At 59.7% G+C, this 15959-nt stretch carries 16 protein-coding genes; 5 read left to right on the top strand and 11 right to left on the bottom strand.

Annotated features, from left to right (window positions below; genetic code table 11):
• The first annotated feature begins 559 nt into the window (after nt 1–559).
• Nucleotides 560–1009 carry a hypothetical protein gene (locus QP970_RS09590; RefSeq protein WP_239269420.1) on the top strand — a complete coding sequence of 150 codons (450 nt, stop codon included), beginning with the start codon at nt 560–562 and terminating at the stop codon, nt 1007–1009.
• 355 nt (nt 1010–1364) lie between these two features.
• Here QP970_RS09590 and QP970_RS09585 read toward each other — a convergent pair whose 3' ends face one another.
• Together QP970_RS09585 and QP970_RS09580 are read right to left on the bottom strand one after the other, a co-directional pair.
• Nucleotides 1365–1637 carry an anti-sigma factor gene (locus QP970_RS09585; RefSeq protein ID WP_239269419.1) on the bottom strand — a complete coding sequence of 91 codons (273 nt, stop codon included), beginning with the start codon at nt 1635–1637 and terminating at the stop codon, nt 1365–1367.
• On the bottom strand, nt 1637–2239 hold the full coding sequence (locus QP970_RS09580) for a sigma-70 family RNA polymerase sigma factor (protein ID WP_239269418.1): 603 nt from the start codon (nt 2237–2239) through the stop codon (nt 1637–1639). The genes QP970_RS09585 and QP970_RS09580 overlap by 1 nt, the downstream gene beginning before the upstream one ends.
• A 36-nt stretch (nt 2240–2275) precedes the next feature.
• Here QP970_RS09580 and ybaK point away from each other — a divergent pair, with 36 nt between their 5' ends.
• On the top strand, nt 2276–2782 hold the full coding sequence (gene ybaK / locus QP970_RS09575) for a Cys-tRNA(Pro) deacylase (protein WP_239269417.1): 507 nt from the start codon (nt 2276–2278) through the stop codon (nt 2780–2782).
• Here ybaK and QP970_RS09570 read toward each other — a convergent pair.
• Nucleotides 2765–3415 (bottom strand): SOS response-associated peptidase, encoded by a 651-nt coding sequence (locus QP970_RS09570; RefSeq protein WP_239269416.1) that lies wholly within the window; start codon nt 3413–3415, stop codon nt 2765–2767. The genes ybaK and QP970_RS09570 overlap by 18 nt on opposite strands.
• Here QP970_RS09570 and aroA point away from each other — a divergent pair.
• Both aroA and rsgA read left to right on the top strand, forming a co-directional pair.
• On the top strand, nt 3414–4715 hold the full coding sequence (gene aroA / locus QP970_RS09565) for a 3-phosphoshikimate 1-carboxyvinyltransferase (RefSeq protein ID WP_284869882.1): 1302 nt from the start codon (nt 3414–3416) through the stop codon (nt 4713–4715). The two genes, QP970_RS09570 and aroA, sit on opposite strands and share 2 nt — an antisense overlap.
• Nucleotides 4708–5742, top strand: a complete 1035-nt coding sequence (rsgA, locus tag QP970_RS09560; RefSeq protein ID WP_239269414.1) for a ribosome small subunit-dependent GTPase A — start codon at nt 4708–4710, stop codon at nt 5740–5742. Before aroA ends, rsgA begins: the two co-directional genes overlap by 8 nt.
• A gap of 6 nt (nt 5743–5748) precedes the next feature.
• Here rsgA and QP970_RS09555 read toward each other — a convergent pair whose 3' ends face one another.
• Together QP970_RS09555 and QP970_RS09550 are read right to left on the bottom strand one after the other, a co-directional pair.
• Nucleotides 5749–6264, bottom strand: a complete 516-nt coding sequence (locus QP970_RS09555; RefSeq protein WP_411697074.1) for a DUF6912 family protein — start codon at nt 6262–6264, stop codon at nt 5749–5751.
• The gene (locus QP970_RS09550) at nt 6264–6674 is read right to left on the bottom strand and encodes an HAD-IA family hydrolase (protein ID WP_005281786.1); all 411 of its coding nucleotides are present in this window, start codon (nt 6672–6674) and stop codon (nt 6264–6266) included. The genes QP970_RS09555 and QP970_RS09550 overlap by 1 nt, the downstream gene beginning before the upstream one ends.
• 176 nt (nt 6675–6850) lie before the next feature.
• Between QP970_RS09550 and QP970_RS09545 the strand changes: the two genes are divergently transcribed.
• A complete protein-coding gene (locus tag QP970_RS09545; RefSeq protein ID WP_239269413.1) occupies nt 6851–7234 on the top strand; it encodes a hypothetical protein in 384 nt (127 codons plus the stop codon).
• 79 nt (nt 7235–7313) lie between these two features.
• Here the strand turns inward: QP970_RS09545 and secA are convergent, their stop codons facing one another.
• From secA to mtrA, 6 genes are all read right to left on the bottom strand, one after another.
• Complete coding sequence (secA, locus tag QP970_RS09540) at nt 7314–9899, bottom strand: preprotein translocase subunit SecA (protein ID WP_239269412.1); 2586 nt, start codon at nt 9897–9899, stop codon at nt 7314–7316.
• A 236-nt stretch (nt 9900–10135) separates the two neighbouring features.
• Nucleotides 10136–10780, bottom strand: a complete 645-nt coding sequence (gene hpf, locus QP970_RS09535) for a ribosome hibernation-promoting factor, HPF/YfiA family (protein ID WP_284869881.1) — start codon at nt 10778–10780, stop codon at nt 10136–10138.
• A 136-nt stretch (nt 10781–10916) separates the two neighbouring features.
• Nucleotides 10917–11441, bottom strand: coding sequence for a ComF family protein (locus QP970_RS09530; RefSeq protein WP_284869880.1), 525 nt, complete (start codon nt 11439–11441; stop codon nt 10917–10919).
• A gap of 158 nt (nt 11442–11599) precedes the next feature.
• Nucleotides 11600–13345, bottom strand: a complete 1746-nt coding sequence (gene lpqB, locus QP970_RS09525) for an MtrAB system accessory lipoprotein LpqB (protein WP_284869879.1) — start codon at nt 13343–13345, stop codon at nt 11600–11602.
• Complete coding sequence (mtrB, locus tag QP970_RS09520; RefSeq protein ID WP_502870064.1) at nt 13346–15175, bottom strand: MtrAB system histidine kinase MtrB; 1830 nt, start codon at nt 15173–15175, stop codon at nt 13346–13348.
• 90 nt (nt 15176–15265) lie between these two features.
• Complete coding sequence (gene mtrA, locus QP970_RS09515; protein ID WP_005281774.1) at nt 15266–15958, bottom strand: MtrAB system response regulator MtrA; 693 nt, start codon at nt 15956–15958, stop codon at nt 15266–15268.
• Between the last annotated feature and the right edge of the window lies 1 nt (nt 15959).

Genomic DNA, 15959 nt, shown 5'->3' with positions numbered 1-15959 from the left:
AGTGCACTAATTGAACTCATTTCGTGGTTTCCTTTTGCCGGCTTCCGTTAGCAGGTATAGCGATCGGCGATGGTGGCCCCTGTTACATATGGGTGCCCATCGTCCGTAAGCTGTTCGCCTCAACTACCTCCTCAAGGCGAAAGACACTTGACGACGACGAGTATGCAGGACTAGCCCGAGACTCACCGTGCAAACTGGTAGTAGCCGGAACCCGCACAAACATCGCTCCTCACTACGCCCAAATTGATGGAGTAGAGACATACTAAATCTTGCTGACACCAGAAACCGATTTAGGCGCATAATTATCCTCGGGGCAGCGATTCTCGCCTTCTTCACTTCGACAACATCTCTGCTGCACCCCACAGAGCCGAATCTTGAATCCTCAGGACACAACAGCCAAATCTTCGTTGTAGAAAAGTGAATGCTGGAATACACTCGATCGTCTAAGAAGACAGCAAAACTGGGTACTGGGCTATATCCGCAACCTGTTTTCGACAAGACTTTAAATCAATATTCAGGGGCTTGGGTTATACGCCCTGCATAGCCCGAAAGGAATCTCATGTGGCTTGACGGATACCATCAGCAATTCGGAAATAGGCTGGAAGACTTCCTTTCAACAACAGTCCCCACGACACTTGCAGACCTTACGCCTCTTCAGCGCAAGCAGGTCACCGATGGCACAAAAGAGTTTCCCTTCGAGATCGTACTCGAAATCTTAAACTCTAAACACAGCTATGAAGAGAAAGCATCCCGCATCCTCGCCATCAACGGCACATGGATGAATGCGATGTCAGGGAGTCAGTGGGCACTTGGCCCTTTAAGTAGCACGGCCTACTCCGAAAGAGTAGGTATAGGCATCAGATGGGGCGAGATCGCTTTTTCACCGTTGCTAAACATCGCAGAAAACCTTATCGATACGTATCCCATCTGGCCGGGCGTACTCATGGAATTTGCTCACATGCAAGAAGACAATCGTGATTACTACCGCCAGCGAATTCAGAAAAACTAGCGCTGGTACCACCAGAGAGGTACCAGCCCCAAAAACAGAACCCGTTCTTCAACTATTCGCAGGATGCGTATTTACCAGTCGGGGCCGGACATGACCCCAGAAAATGGACACGTCAGGGCTAGGCCCCTACTATTTGCCTATCCACTCGCATTACGCCCCAGGGCGTGTGGGTAGGGTTTGACTCGCGGGTTGACCGCTGCGAGTGCGATCCTATGGAAAATTTTTTCTACAGCACCGCTTCGGCAGAGGGCGCCTGACGGTAAGTATGCTTGCTTCTGAACTGGATGAGGAAACACGGCAGTACGAACTGTCCCGACTCTTGTTGCGAGACGTTCGCAGCTCTGAAGGGCGCTTCTTACCAGCGGGATTCGATCTCCGTAATTTCTATCGAGATGCGGCGGCGCAGCGATTGCGGTGCCTTAGCTTGGCCGGCACAGCAATTGCGCACGAGGGAGCGGACGAGCTCTTCGCGCTCTAGTCGTTGCTGGCAAAAATCACATTGGGCGATGTGCTCGCGGATGGCTAAAGCGCGGGCGTAGGTCGTGGATTCATCGAGAAGCTCGCAAAATAGGTTGTGTACCTCAGTGGAGCTACACGCACCACAGTTCTTTCCGGTTGCGCCTTCCATTACTTCTCCTCCATGTCCGGGTGTTCTAATCCAATTCCTTGTTCACGTGCTACGTCCTTCAACGCCTTGCGGAGCATTTTTCTTCCACGATGTAGCCGGGACATCACCGTTCCCAATGGAGTATCCATGATTTCGGCGATTTCTTTGTACGCTAAGCCCTCCACATCGGAGTAGTAGACCACCATCCGGTAGTCCTCAGGTAGGTCATTAATGGCCTGCGAGATGGACCTATCTGGCATCTCTTTAAGCGCTGCCACCTCGGCGGATTCCAAGCCGGTGGAATCGTGTCCCGCGGTGGTATAGAGCTGAAAATCACTCAGATCATCGGCAGAAGACTCGGTAGGGCGCCGCTTCGCCTTGCGATAAGAGTTGATGTAGTTATTGGTCATGATGCGATACAGCCATGCCTTCAAATTCGTTCCCTGCTTAAAGGAATGAAAGGACTTATAAGCCTTGAGATAGGTCTCTTGCACCAAGTCTTCCGCGTCTTGCGGGTTTCGCGTCATGCGCAGCGCGCCGCCATAGAGCTGATCAAGCAGCGGGAGCGCTTCCTTTTCAAAGCGGCGCTGCAGCTCCTTTTCGCTCACTGTTTCTTTAACCACACAATCTATCCTAACGTCTCACGCTAAAATTCCTATATGGCCAAAAAGTCCCCGCATGCCGCTACCCCGGCCCTGAAAGTCATCGAAGATGCCGGAGTCAAGCACTCCGTATCCACCTTTGAAGCGGGCAAGGATCACTTTGGTGATCGTGCCGCGGCGGCCTTAGACGTAGAACCCGAGCGCGTGCTGAAAACGCTCATTATCGATCTCACTGCGGGCAAAGGTCCGCGCCGCGAGCTGGCGGTATGCGTGATTCCCACGACGCACCATTTAAGCCTCAAGAAGGCAGCCGCTGCCCTTGGCGTATCTAAGGCAGCCATGGCGCAGGTGCACGATGCCGAGAAATCCTCAGGCTACGTGCATGGCGGCATTTCCCCGCTCGGACAAAAGAACCCGCTGCCCACGGTGATCGAGGAATCCGCGGTGCTTTTCGATACTGTCTTTATATCCGGCGGCCGCCGCGGCCTAGATATCGAGCTCAACGCAGAAGAACTCGCGCACTTGTGCGGGGCCGACTTTGCCGATCTACTGGCGGATGAGTAGCTCCGGGTAGTCATTGGAGACAGTCCCCACGGCCTTATCCACCGCGTGGTAGTCGAATCCCCGCAGGCCAGTGGGCACTAGCAGCTCCTTAGCTTCGTCGGCGCTGCCCTCGAGCCAGGTGCGCATCTCCTCCGGCGCCAAAAATCGCGGCAAGCGGTGGTGCAGCCACTCCATCTCTTCGGTAGCCGCGGTGGTCACGATGGTGGCAGAGAGCCGATCCAGCCCGGTATCCCAGAGCCCCGCGGCCCACAGCAGGCCCTGGTCGGGATGGACGTAGTACGGCGTCTTGGTGGAGCCATCCTTGTGCCACTCGTAATAGCCGTTCATGGGGATAAGGCAGCGCTGGGATTTAAAGGCCGTGCGAAAAGACGGCTTGCTCGCCACCGTTTCTGCCCGGGCATTAAAAAGCGGCGGGCCATCCATGTCTTTCTTCCACTGCGGCAACAGCGCCCACCGCGCGGGTTCGACTTCCGCCAGTTCTTCGCGCACGCGCACGATGGGAATGGGCTGAGTAGGGGCAATGTTATATCGCGGCCCGGGCGTGCCCTGTGGGGCGTGGACTTCCTGGACACCTGGGAGGTTTCCCACCTCATCGAGGAGGGACTCGGTAAAAAGAACGAATCTTCCGCACATGGCCTCTATTATGGACACTATGTCTCAACCTTGGACCGCCCCGCTGGCTACCAGCCCCGTTACGGGGGAACACCAGGTGCCAGGATCGAAATCGATTACCAATCGCGCCTTCATCCTGGCCGCGCTGGCTGATTCCCCGTCCATCCTGCACGCCCCGCTGGTATCGCGCGATACGCAACTGATGGAGGACGCACTCAGTGCCATGGGGGTTCGCTTCACCCATGACGGCGCCAATATCCACGTCCAGCCTGGGAAGCTGCACGGTGCCAGGGTGGATTGCGGGCTGGCCGGCACCGTGATGCGCTTTGTGCCGCCGGTCGCAGCGCTGGCGGATGGCCCGGTGCGCGTCGATGGCGATAAGCAGGCCTATAACCGCCCCATGTCCACGACGCTGGATGCGCTGCGCAGCCTCGGCGTCGATGTGGAAGGAGGTAGCCTTCCCTTTACGGTGTCCTCCAACGGCGTGCCAGAAGGCGGCAAAGTCACCATCGATGCTTCTGGTTCTTCCCAGTTCGTCTCCGGCCTGCTGCTGAGCGGGGCGCGCTTTTCCCAGGGCATCCAGCTCACCCACGAGGGCGGCCAGCTGCCATCTATGCCGCACGTGGAAATGACGGTGGGCATGCTGCGCCAGGCGGGCGTGCGCGTGGATTCGGATGGCACCACGTGGACGGTGCACCCCGGCCCCATCGCCGGCCGCGAATGGTTCATCGAGCCGGATCTCTCCAATGCCACGCCGTTCCTCGCCGCAGCGGCGGTCACCGGCGGGCGCCTGACCATCAAGAATTGGCCGGCGAATACCACCCAGCCGGGCGATGCCATCCGCCAGATCCTGCTGGATATGGGCGTGATGGTAACCCAGGAGCACAACAGCGTCACAGCAGAGGGCAACCCGGCGGGAAGGTTGCAGGGCATCGAGCGCAACATGGGCGATATCGGGGAGCTTACCCCCACCGTTGCGGCCCTGTGCGCGCTCGCAGAAACGCCGTCCCGGCTCACGGGCATTGCCCACCTGCGCGGCCACGAGACCGACCGTTTGCAGGCGCTCGCGGCGAATATCAATGCGCTGGGCGGCAGGGTCACCGAGCTTGACGATGGCCTGGTGATCGAACCCGTCGAACTCCACGGCGGCGATTGGCCCTGCTACGCCGATCACCGCATGGCCACCGCCGGTGCCATTCTGGGTTTGAAAGTCCCTGGTATCCAGATTGAGGATATTTCCACCACTTCCAAGACCTTGCCCGGCTTCGCCCGCATGTGGGAGACGATGCTGCACCCCGACCAACAGGATTTACATGGCTAGACGTTTCGGTTCCTTTGATGAATCTGATGTGCGCGTGCGCCCCGGCAAGGGCTCGCGCCCGCGCACCAAGGATCGGCCCAAGCACAAAAATGCCAAATACGGCATGGTAATCACCAAGGACCGCGGGCGGTGGGGCGTCGCGCTTGACGATGGCCCCCACGTCACCGCCATGCGCGCCCGCGAGCTGGGCCGCACCGCCATCGAGGTCGGTGACCGCGTCGGCGTGGTTGGTGATACCTCTGGTGCGAAGGACACGCTGGCGCGCATCGTCAAGCTGGCGGATCGCACCTCCGTGCTGCGCCGCACCGCCGATGACACGGATCCGTATGAGCGCATCGTGGTGGCCAATGCCGATCAATTGCTGATCGTTTCTGCCGTGGCAGACCCTCCCCCGCGATCAGGCTTTGTCGAGCGCGCCTTGATTGCCGCATTCGTGGGCAACCTCCACCCCATCCTGTGCCTGACCAAGACGGATCTTGCAGACCCAACGCCGTTTGCAGAAGAATTCGCCGACCTAGATGTCACGGTGGTCGAAGCCGGAGTCGAGGATGGCCTAGATGCCGTGCGCGCGCAAGTAGATGGCCATATTACCGCGCTCATCGGGCATTCCGGGGTAGGCAAGTCCACGCTGGTCAACCGCCTGGTTCCAGATGCAGAAAGGGAAACGGGGGAAGTATCGGGCATCGGCAAGGGCCGGCATACCTCGACGCAATCGGTGGCCCTCCCCTTGCCCACCGACGCTCCAGGCGCCGAATCTCAGGGCGGCTGGATCATCGATACGCCGGGCATTCGCTCCTTCGGGCTGGCGCATGTGGACGCGGATACCGTCCTTGGCGTTTTCGAGGACCTCGCCGCGGCCATTGAGGAATGCCCGCGCGGCTGTACGCACGCGGGGCCACCGGCGGATCCCGAGTGCGGGCTCGATGATCCAGAAATCATTCCCGAGGGCACCGCTACCGCCCGCCGGCGCGATGCGGTACGCGGGCTGCTGCAAGCCCTGCGCACCAACGTGGAGTGGGAAAACTAGCGCGGCCTAGAGCAATTCCACGAGGAAGGGCAGCTCCGTGGGGTGGTAGAAGGCCATGAAGTTATCCAGGGCATCACCTACCGCGAGCTCCGCGTCCTCATCGCCGAGGTCCGCGGAATCGATGGCCTCGATGGCCTTGGCGGTTGCCTCTTCGGATTCTTCGATATCCACGTGAATGGCGGCGAGGCTATCCGTGCCAAACTGCGCTGGCTGAAGTTCCACCACCGGCTCGCCCATATCCGGGCGCGGGGTGACCGCCGTGTCATCAACGTCGATGGAAATGACCACGCGCCGGTGCGGGAACTTCTCCTCGTCTCCAATGGTCAACAGGCGCAGCGAAGCCATGGAGGCCTCGAGGAAGGCGGAGTAGGCAATCTCTTCTTCATCGCCTGCGGTATAAAAATCGCGCAGGGCTGGGGTCACCATGAATCCCCACCCGGAGCGCGCCGCGAGCGTTCCGGTCTCAGCGAGCTCCGCCAGCATGGCATAGGTAGCCGGAATATAGACGCGGGCTTGAGCCACTAAAATTCCCCTTCAATATCGAATACGGCTTGAATTTCTACAGACACGCGATCGAAGCTGGTGTATAAGAAACCGATCATCCCGGCATCGACAGCGGCGCGCACGTTGAGGATCGAATCGTCGACCATGACACAATCGCTCAAGGGCAGCTCGAGGGCATCGGCAGCCGCCTGGAAAGCCGCAACCTCCGGCTTTTCCGCCCCGATTTCGCCAGACAACACCACGGCATCGACGTTGCCGCGGTATTCCCACTCGCGAATGTGCTCAGCGCCAGAGCCGCCCGGGTCATTAGACAAGATAGCGGTTGCGGCACCATTTGCCTTCGCCGCAGATAGCAGAGCCTTCCAGCGGCGATTGTCCTCTTCAGCGCCATCGAGGACGCCGACATAGTCAACGATGAGACCACGCATAATTTTTAATCCTTCAGTACACGAATACTTTGTAACTCCCGAAAGTATAGCGAACTGCGCTTATATTCTCGCCCGCCTCATACAGGAAACTGCCAGAAATAGCGCGCGCAGCGCCCCCATGAGATAATTATCACGCGTTCGCCTCCTGCCTTTTTCGCAGGAGCACTCATTTCACCATGTATGAGCCCATTCCCGGCTACTCTCACCTCAAGCTGTATATCGCCCCGCACCGCATCCATTACGGCCGCCTCCCCACAACGGCCGAGGTTGCCGCCCAGCACCATATCCAAGCCTGGGTCGTCTTCATCCTTGAGGTCGCCGCCGGCTACCGCCCCATTGCCCACCTCAATTCCCCGCGCTTTTCGGATTCCATCCGCCTGCACATTGGCTCCTGGGTGCACCGCCGGGAAAGCCCCTATGACACCGATGCCTTGCGCCTTACCAGCCTGCACGCGCGACCCAACGGCGAATACTTCGGTTCCGCGGTCATCGGCACTCACCGCCACGCCTTTACCGGCTCCGCCACTGACCAAGGGCTACGCTCGTTTCGGCTGCTCTAAAACTAACAGCGCCCCTCCCGCTTCCCCACCGCGCAAGGACGGGGAGGAAGAGGAAGGGGCGTGATAGGACGTTGAAGCGTTATGCCTCTACGGTTTCTTGGCCTGCAGGACCAGAGCCCGAGTCACCGCCGGATTCTTGGTTTTCTTCCTGCTGCTTGAACTGCTTGCGCAGCATGAATAGCTGGCGCACGGTTTCTTCCTTCACGCCTTCATTCATGGCATTGAACATATCGCCACCCTCCTTCTGGTATTCCACCAGCGGGTCGCGCTGCGCCATCGCGCGCAGGCCGATGCCCTCCTTGAGGTAGTCCATCTCGTAAAGGTGCTCGCGCCATTTCTGGTCAATAATCGGCAGGATCACCATGCGCTCGGTATTGCGCATCTGCTTGTCGCCGCCGATGGCAGAAACGGCTTCCTCCAACTTGTCGTACTCCCGGTTCGCGTCGGTAACGAGGGCATCGCGCAGCTGCTCCGCAGTGAGCTCGCCTGGGGAACCGTACTCGGAGCCTTCCACGAGTTCCTCCGGGGACATCGTGGGGCCGTACAGCGCCTCGAGGGCATTCCAGAGTTCCTCGAGGTTCCAGTCTTCGACATAACCGGTGGCGGTAGCGCCCTCGACGTAGGCAGAGACCGTGTCATCGATCATGGTGCGGATATCGTCCTTGATGTCATCTGCATCGAGGATAGAATAGCGCGTGGAGTAGACCACCTTGCGCTGCTCATTGAGCACCTCATCGTACTTCAGCACGTTCTTGCGCATCTCGAAGTTCTGGTTCTCCACCTGCGCCTGGGCACCCTTGATGGAGTTCGAGACCATCTTGGCCTCAATGGGGACATCATCAGGCACGTTGAGGCGGTTCATCATGTGCTCCATGGACTGGCCCACAAAGCGCACCATCAATTCATCGCGCATGGACAGGTAGAAGCGGGTCTCGCCCGGGTCACCCTGACGGCCGGTACGGCCGCGCAGCTGGTTATCGATGCGGCGCGACTCGTGGCGCTCGGTGCCCAAGACATAGAGCCCGCCCGATTCGCGCACCTCATCGCCCAAGCGCTTCGAGCGCTCTTTCTCGCCGTCGATCTCGGCCTCCCAGGCCTCCTGGTATTTTTCCTCATCCTCAAAGGGGTCAAGGCCGCGTTCGCGCAGCTTCTCATCGAGGATAACTTCCGGGTTACCGCCGAGCACGATATCGGTACCACGGCCGGCCATGTTGGTTGCCACGGTCACGGTGCCGGGGCGGCCCGCACGGGCAATGATCTGGCCCTCTTCTTCGTGGTGCTTGGCGTTAAGCACGTTGTGTTGCACACCGCGCTTGGTCAGCAGCTGCGACAGGTATTCGGAACGCTCCACGGAGGTGGTACCGACTAGGACCGGCTGGCCGTTTTCGACATGCTCCGCAATATCATCAACCACCGCAGCGAACTTTGCCTCTTGGGTCTTGTAAATGCGGTCCGAGTGGTCGGTGCGCTGGTTCGGCTTATTGGTAGGAATAGGAACCACATCCAGCCCATAGATGGAATGCAGCTCCGCGGCTTCCGTTTCCGCGGTACCGGTCATGCCGGAAATCTTTTCATAGAGGCGGAAGAAGTTCTGCAGGGTAACCGTCGCCAGCGTCTGGTTCTCGTTTTTGATCTCCACCTGCTCCTTGGCCTCAATGGCCTGGTGCATGCCCTCGTTGTAGCGGCGTCCCGCCAACACTCGGCCGGTAAAGCCATCCACGATCATCACTTCGCCATTGCGGACGATGTAGTCCTTATCGCGGGTAAAGAGCTCCTTGGCCTTCAACGCGTTATTGAGGTAGGAAACCAACTGGGAATGCTCCGGCGCGTAGAGGTTATCAATACCGAGCTGATCTTCAACGTACTCCACCCCCTCTTCCAAGACACCGATGGTGCGCTTTTTGTGGTCCACTTCGTAGTGGATTCCCTCGCGCATGCGCGGCGCCAGCTGCGCAAAGACGCCATAGAACTGGGAGGACCCATCAACCGGGCCGGAGATGATGAGTGGGGTACGGGCTTCATCGATAAGGATCGAGTCCACCTCATCCACGATGCAGAAGTTGTGTCCGCGCTGAACTACATCATTGAGGGTGCGCACCATGTTATCGCGCAGGTAATCAAAGCCCAGCTCGTTATTGGTGCCGTAGGTGATATCGCAGTCGTAGGCTTTCTTGCGCTCTTGCGGGCGCATTTCTGCCAAGATAACGCCCACGGACAGGCCCAACCAGCGGTGCACACGCCCCATCATCTCGGCGTCGCGCTTGGCCAGGTAGTCATTGACCGTGACGATGTGTACGCCCTGGCCCTCCAGGGCGTTGAGGTAAGCGGGCAGCAAGGAGGTCAGGGTTTTGCCCTCACCGGTGCGCATCTCTGCAACATTGCCAAAGTGCAGGGCGGCGCCACCCATGATCTGCACGGGGTAGTGCTTTTGTCCTAGGACGCGCCAAGCGGCTTCGCGGACGGTAGCAAAAGCATCGAGCAAGATGTCGTTCTTTTCTTCGCCATCCTTCAGGCGAGTTTTGAACTCGTCAGTCTTGGCCTTTAGCTCATCGTCCGAAAGCTCCGCGTACTGATCCTCGAGTGCAATTACATCGTCTGCAATTTTGCCCAGGCGCTTGACCGTACGGCCCTCGCCCGCGCGCAGCAGCTTGGAAAGTCCAAACACTATTCGTTAGTCCTTCTTGTCGCGACACATTAGTTAACTTCCCGCAATTGTACTCACGCCACTGCCCTTGTCGCCTTCCACCCGCCCTTAAACGATAGTGATTTCACACTAAACACACTAAGAAAATGGATAACTCACAGCATGACAAATCACCCCCTCCCCGCCTCATCGAGCAATAGCGCGATGGGCAGGAAGGGGGTGAAGAAACTTAACGCCCTAGCCGGGCACGAGGGATTCTAGCCCTCTGCATCCTCGGACAAGGAGATGATGCCGTAGTCGAAAGCGTGGCGGCGGTAAACCACGGATGGCTTGTTGTTTTCCTCGTTGACAAAGAGGAAGAAATCGTGACCAACCAGCTCCATTTCGCTCAAGGCATCGTCCACACTCATCGGGGTGGCCGGGTGCTCCTTGGTGCGCACGATCTGGCCGGGGCGAACATCCTCGACGGTCTCGGCATAAGGATCAACCAAGCGCTCTTCCTTGGCGCGCTGTGCTTCTGCCTCCGCAACCATCTCGGCGGCAATTTCGCCAGTTCCCTTCTGTGCGCGGTGGCCGCCCTTGACGTATTCACGGCGCACCTTCACCTTCCGCAGGGAGCGTTCCATCTTCCCCATCGCGGTTTCCAGCGCTGCGTAGAAGGAGTCTTCCTTAGCCTCTGCGCGGGCGATGTGACCCTTGCCGGTTGCGGTGATCTGGATGCGGTCGGACTCTGCTTCGCGGCGTGGGTTTGGCTCGTGCTGCAATTCCACGTGGAAGAAGGTCAATGTGGGATCAAGGCGTTCAATCTTTGCCAGCTTCTCGTTGACGCGCTCCTGGAAGTGGTCCGGTACATCAACGTTACGGCCCGTAATTGTTACCTGAGCTTTGTTTGGCTGGGACATTGAGATGCCTCCCTTTGGTAGTGGGGACTAGAAACAATCACAGTAACTGTTCCTCTGTGACACCTCTAATAATACCAGTGGTTATGACCTGATGGCATTAGGGGGTAACACCGTGCACCCCACCCTGTGATGTGCCTTAAGCATCGGCAAAAGCCAACGCCCCATAGACCGTGGCGCCGGCGGCGCGCAGGGCCGCCATGCTGGCCGCGAGGGTGGCACCGGTGGTTATAACGTCATCGACAAGCAGCGCCTGCTCACCGCCCACCGGGGTGCTAACCCCCACGCGCCCCTGCAGGTTCGCCCACCTATCCTGCGCATTGAGCTCGGATTGATCCGCCGTATCCGCGCCCATGGTAAGCGCCTCGCGCACACGCAGGCCCTGCTGTCGTCTCGCCGCACCCTGGCACATGGCCGTTACGGGATCGCCGCCGCGCATGCGCGCCGAGCGGCGACGAGTAGGTGCCGGCACCAGGCACAGCTCGCGGGGAATCTCGCCACGGGCGGCCAAGTGCGCCACGCCCGCGGCCACCACAGCACCGATATAATCGCGCACCTCCCTATTGCCCTGTTCCTTCATGCTGATGATGATATTGCGGCGAATATCGGAATAGGACCCTAGGGTAAATACCGGTGCCCCCAAAAGCCGCGGGCGGCTTACCAAGTAAGGAGGCTGGCGCAGGTGCTCACGGCACTGCGGACACAAGACATGTCCGGGCGCCCGGCACCCGGCGCACGCACGCGGAAAAATCAGCTCTCGCACGCTCACGGCGCGACACCACCCCATGCCCGAAAGGTCCTCTGCGGCAGCGCGGCCGCCTTCTAATCGGACACGATAGGCGAAGAACGCCGGCCCTGCAGGCCGGGCACCTCGCGCCAGTTCACCTCATCTACCACCGTGGCAGGAAGTTCCAGCATGGCATGGGAATCCGTAATATAAAGCTTCGAGGGCGAGGTAGCCACCGCAACTACCGGGGCGGTGATATTACCCGTCGGCATGGTAGAAGCCGAGGAACCATCTTGCTCGATGCGCCATACCGGCGACTGCCCAGAAGACGTGCCCACGATGAGCGAGCCATCGTTATTCCAATCCAGCGACAGTGCCGAGCCGGATACCTCAGGGCCCACCTCGCGGGCGTTGACAATGCGCTTTTCACCGCTGCTGGATTGGGCCACCGCGGCGATGTAGACGTGGCCATCAATGATCATCGCCGCACGTGCGCCGCTATGGGATAAGCGGATAACGGAGATTTCGCCCTCGATATCGTCGATGCTGCGGGCATCGACCTCGGATTCTGAAATCCGTCCGGTGGTCTTGGAGCGCACGACGCGCACGATGCGGTCTCCATCGACCACCGTCCACACGGCTTGCCCGTTATATTCAAAGGTGGGCCGCGCCAGCGTCTTACCTTCGACCGAATCCTGCAACGCGGCGCCGATTTCGCCCATCTGCAGCTTGAAGTCACCGCTAGGCTTCCGGCTGACCGCCGCAATCATGCCGGATTCGGTGACATCGACCGATTGCACATTGCCGCTCGAGCCCAAAGAGCCCTTAACCGGCTCGGCCACCCCGCTATCGACCTCCAGCACGTTGCCCTCATTCAAGGCGTACAGCGTGGACAGGGAATTACTGTTTACCTTGGGGTTATAGTCAGCAAAATCATCCACGCTGACGGTGTCCATGCCTTCTACCAGATTGCTGCCATCGGCCTTAACCTTGAAGGGGCCGATATGCCCGGCATCAGAAAGCGTCCAGACCAATTGCGCCGCAAAGCGGGTGCGGTCATTTTCGTCCAAGTCTGACAAGCCCTCGAACTGGTAGCCGTTTTCGTTGTCGTAGCCAGCGAAGGTGACCTTTTCATCCGCCGCCCGGCGGGTGGCCGGGGCGATGCTGCTAGATGGGCCTTCCATCAAGAGGGTGATCAGCGTGGACTCGGATTCCTCGCTGCCCTTATACAGCCACCGGCGGTCCGGGGCGAGGACGTCATCGGTTTGTTTATAAAAGTAGAGCGATTGCGGGGTGTAATGATTGCGCAGCTCATTACGCTCGATAACCAGCCCGGCCGGCAGACTATCAACGAGCCACTGGTCATCTACCATTTTCATGTCGATGGTAGCTTCGTAGCTCTCATTTTCTGGCACATAGGCCCCGCCGGATTTGAGGCGTCCAATGATGGTGCCGCGCACATTGAAGGAGCGCGCATCCGCCGCCGTATTCTGTTTCTTATCGGGCGCGGTCACGATATCCAGGCTATCGACCACCATGACATCGCCTGAGGCATCCCAGGCCCCGCGGGCGTTATTCGTGAGGAACCCGCGAGCGGCATCGTGGTCATTGGTTGGAACGGCCGCGGCGCGATAAAAATCGCGCAGGGTAAGGTCCGGGTCCGCCCCCGCCTCAGGGGCAATGACCTCTTCCGGGCCATCGGCCTGTTTGTGGTAGGTACCCACGACCTGGGGGCTCGTATCGTGCGGCAAGGTTGAGCAGCCGGTAACAAAGCACAGCGCCACCACCGCGCCCACGGCGGTGTGCCGCCGCCATATTCCCTTCATAATGACCGAATTCATTTATTTATCCCCCTTAAAATCCGGCGCCTTATAGGAGCGCCCCTCGGGCGAGGCGGCCCCACGGTTGCGTTCAGAAGGCCACAGGATTCCGTCACCATCCGCCTCGGTCGCCTCCGCCGAGTCATCGTCGATGCCAATTCCGCGGCCTACCACCGAGCTGCTGCTTGGCGATGCCCCACCGGCGCCGCCCTCGTCCTCGTCTTCTGCTGCACCAGCTTCCGCTGCACCAGCTTGCCCGGTGTCGGCATCGCTAGCTGCGTCGGCAGCGGCGCCAACAGCGGCGCCGGTTGCGCCGCTGGGGTCGGCGGTAGCTGGGGCATCGGCAAGCGCGTCGTGCGCGGCGTCTGAACCAGTGCCCGGGGCGCCTGGAATCTCTCGGGAGATGGGCTCTTCACCAATCTCGGTATTCGGCTCTCGCGGGATGATGAGGCGGAAGCGGGAGCCGTAGCCAAATACGCCAAATGCATCGAGCGTGCCGCCGTGCAGGGCCGCGTCCTCGCGGGCGATGGCAAGGCCCAGCCCGGTGCCGCCAGAGTGGCGCTTGCGGGAAGAATCCGCGCGCCAGAAACGGTTGAATACTAGTTCTTCTTGTCCGGGTTTCAGGCCCACGCCGTGGTCCGTAACGGCTACACCCACGGCCTTATCCGTGGTGGCAATATCGATCACCACAGGATTGCCCTCAGAATGGTCGATGGCATTGGCCAAGAGGTTGCGCAAAATGCGCTCGATGCGGCGCGACTCGGCCTGGATGGAAATCCGCTCATCCGGCATATTGCGAACGACCTCCACGTCGAGCTTCTGCGCCAAATGCTCAACCTGGCGGTAGGCGGCATCCACGCAGGAGCGCAGGTCAATGGCCGTGGTGGATAGGTCCGCCACGCCGGCATCGTGGCGGGAAATCTCTAGCAGATCCGCGAGCAGCTCCTCGAAGCGGTCCAGCTCCCTGGACATGAGCTTCGAGGCGCGCTGCGCGCCCGCGGGCAGGCTATCGGCCTCAGATTCGATGAGGTCTGCGGCCATGCGCACGGTGGTAATGGGGGTGCGCAGCTCATGGGAGACATCGGAAGTAAACTGCCGCTGCAAATCGCCGTATTCCTCCAGCTGCGCAATCTGGGAGGACAATTTATCCGCCATATTATTAAAGGAGGCGGCAAGCCGGCCCATCTCATCGTCCCGATCCACGGCCATGCGCTCCTTGAGGTGGCCGGCAGCCAGGCGCTGGGCGATGCGGGACGCGGACTTAATCGGGGTAATGACCTGCTGGGTTGCCAACCAGGCAATGCCCACCAGCAAGACCACGACCACCACGCCGGCGGCAGAGAGCAGGCCGCGCATAAGCGCCATTGTTGATTCTTCCGATTCCATAGAAAGGGCCAGGTAGACCTGCAAATTCGGAATCTCGGCATCGGTGGGTGTGCCCACCATGAGCGCGTTATAGTAATCGCCATTGCCGCGCGGGACGGGGTAATACTGCTGCGCAATCTGGTCTTGGCCCACCATCTGCCGCATTTGTTCCGGCACCGGGAAATCCTCCGGCGAGGTGGTGATGGATCCATCTTGGTTTTCCACCACGATGACGGGTTCATACACGGCCTGCGCATCGCCTTGTTGCGCAGAGAGCTGATCCAAAGAAGCGCGGGCGGAATTGATGCGCACCTGCACCGAGTTGGCGGAACTGGTGGCATCGATTTGCTGCTCCACCGCCGTGCGGGCGCGCTCGAGCTCCTGCAGCGCCACGTCTTCTTTTTGGGATACCAACCGCTGGGTCAGCACGGAGACCAAGGCGTAGGACAAGATAATCATGACCACCGAGGAGGCGACCACAATCATACCGATAACGCGCGCCTGCAATGAGGTGCGCAGCGTATCTACTATGGCGTCACGAATGCGCCGCACGCGGTCCAGAATTCTGATTTTTCCTTACTCCCCGGCACCGGCCTTGCCGGTCTTATACCCCACGCCGCGCACGGTCAGCACGATCTGCGGATCTTCCGGATCGTGCTCGATCTTGGCGCGCAGGCGCTGCACGTGCACGTTAACCAAACGAGTATCGGAGGCATTGCGGTAGCCCCAGACGGATTCCAGCAGCGACTCGCGGGTATGCACCTGCCCTGGGTGGCGCGCCATTTCCAGCAGGAGATCGAACTCCAGCGGGGTCAGGTTTAATTCGGTGCCATCAGTACGGCGCACCGTGTGCTCCGGCACGTCGATGATGAGATCAGCGACCTCAAGGGTTTCCGGTTCCGCGGAGTCGGTGCGGCGCAGGCGCGCCCGAATGCGGGCGATGAGTTCCTTCGGTTTAAAGGGCTTGGTGATGTAATCATCCGCGCCGGATTCAAGCCCCAAGACCACGTCCACGGTATCGGTCTTGGCGGTAAGCATGACGATGGGCACCGCGGACTCGCGCCGGATGGTGCGGCAGATATCCACACCATTCATGCCCGGCAGCATGAGGTCCAAAAGGATGAGATCCGGTTCATGCTCGCGGAAGGCAGGAACGGCATCATTGCCATCCATGACGGGGACGGGGTTTAGTCCCTCAGATTCAAGGACAATGGTCAGCATTTCCGAGATCGCTGGATCATCATCCACGACCAAAATCGTTGGCGCCACG

The sequence above is a fragment of the Corynebacterium sp. MSK073 genome (assembly GCF_030232085.1).
In the GTDB taxonomy this organism is placed as follows: Bacteria; Actinomycetota; Actinomycetes; order Mycobacteriales; family Mycobacteriaceae; genus Corynebacterium.
This window is presented reverse-complemented; position numbering and strand designations above follow the sequence as displayed.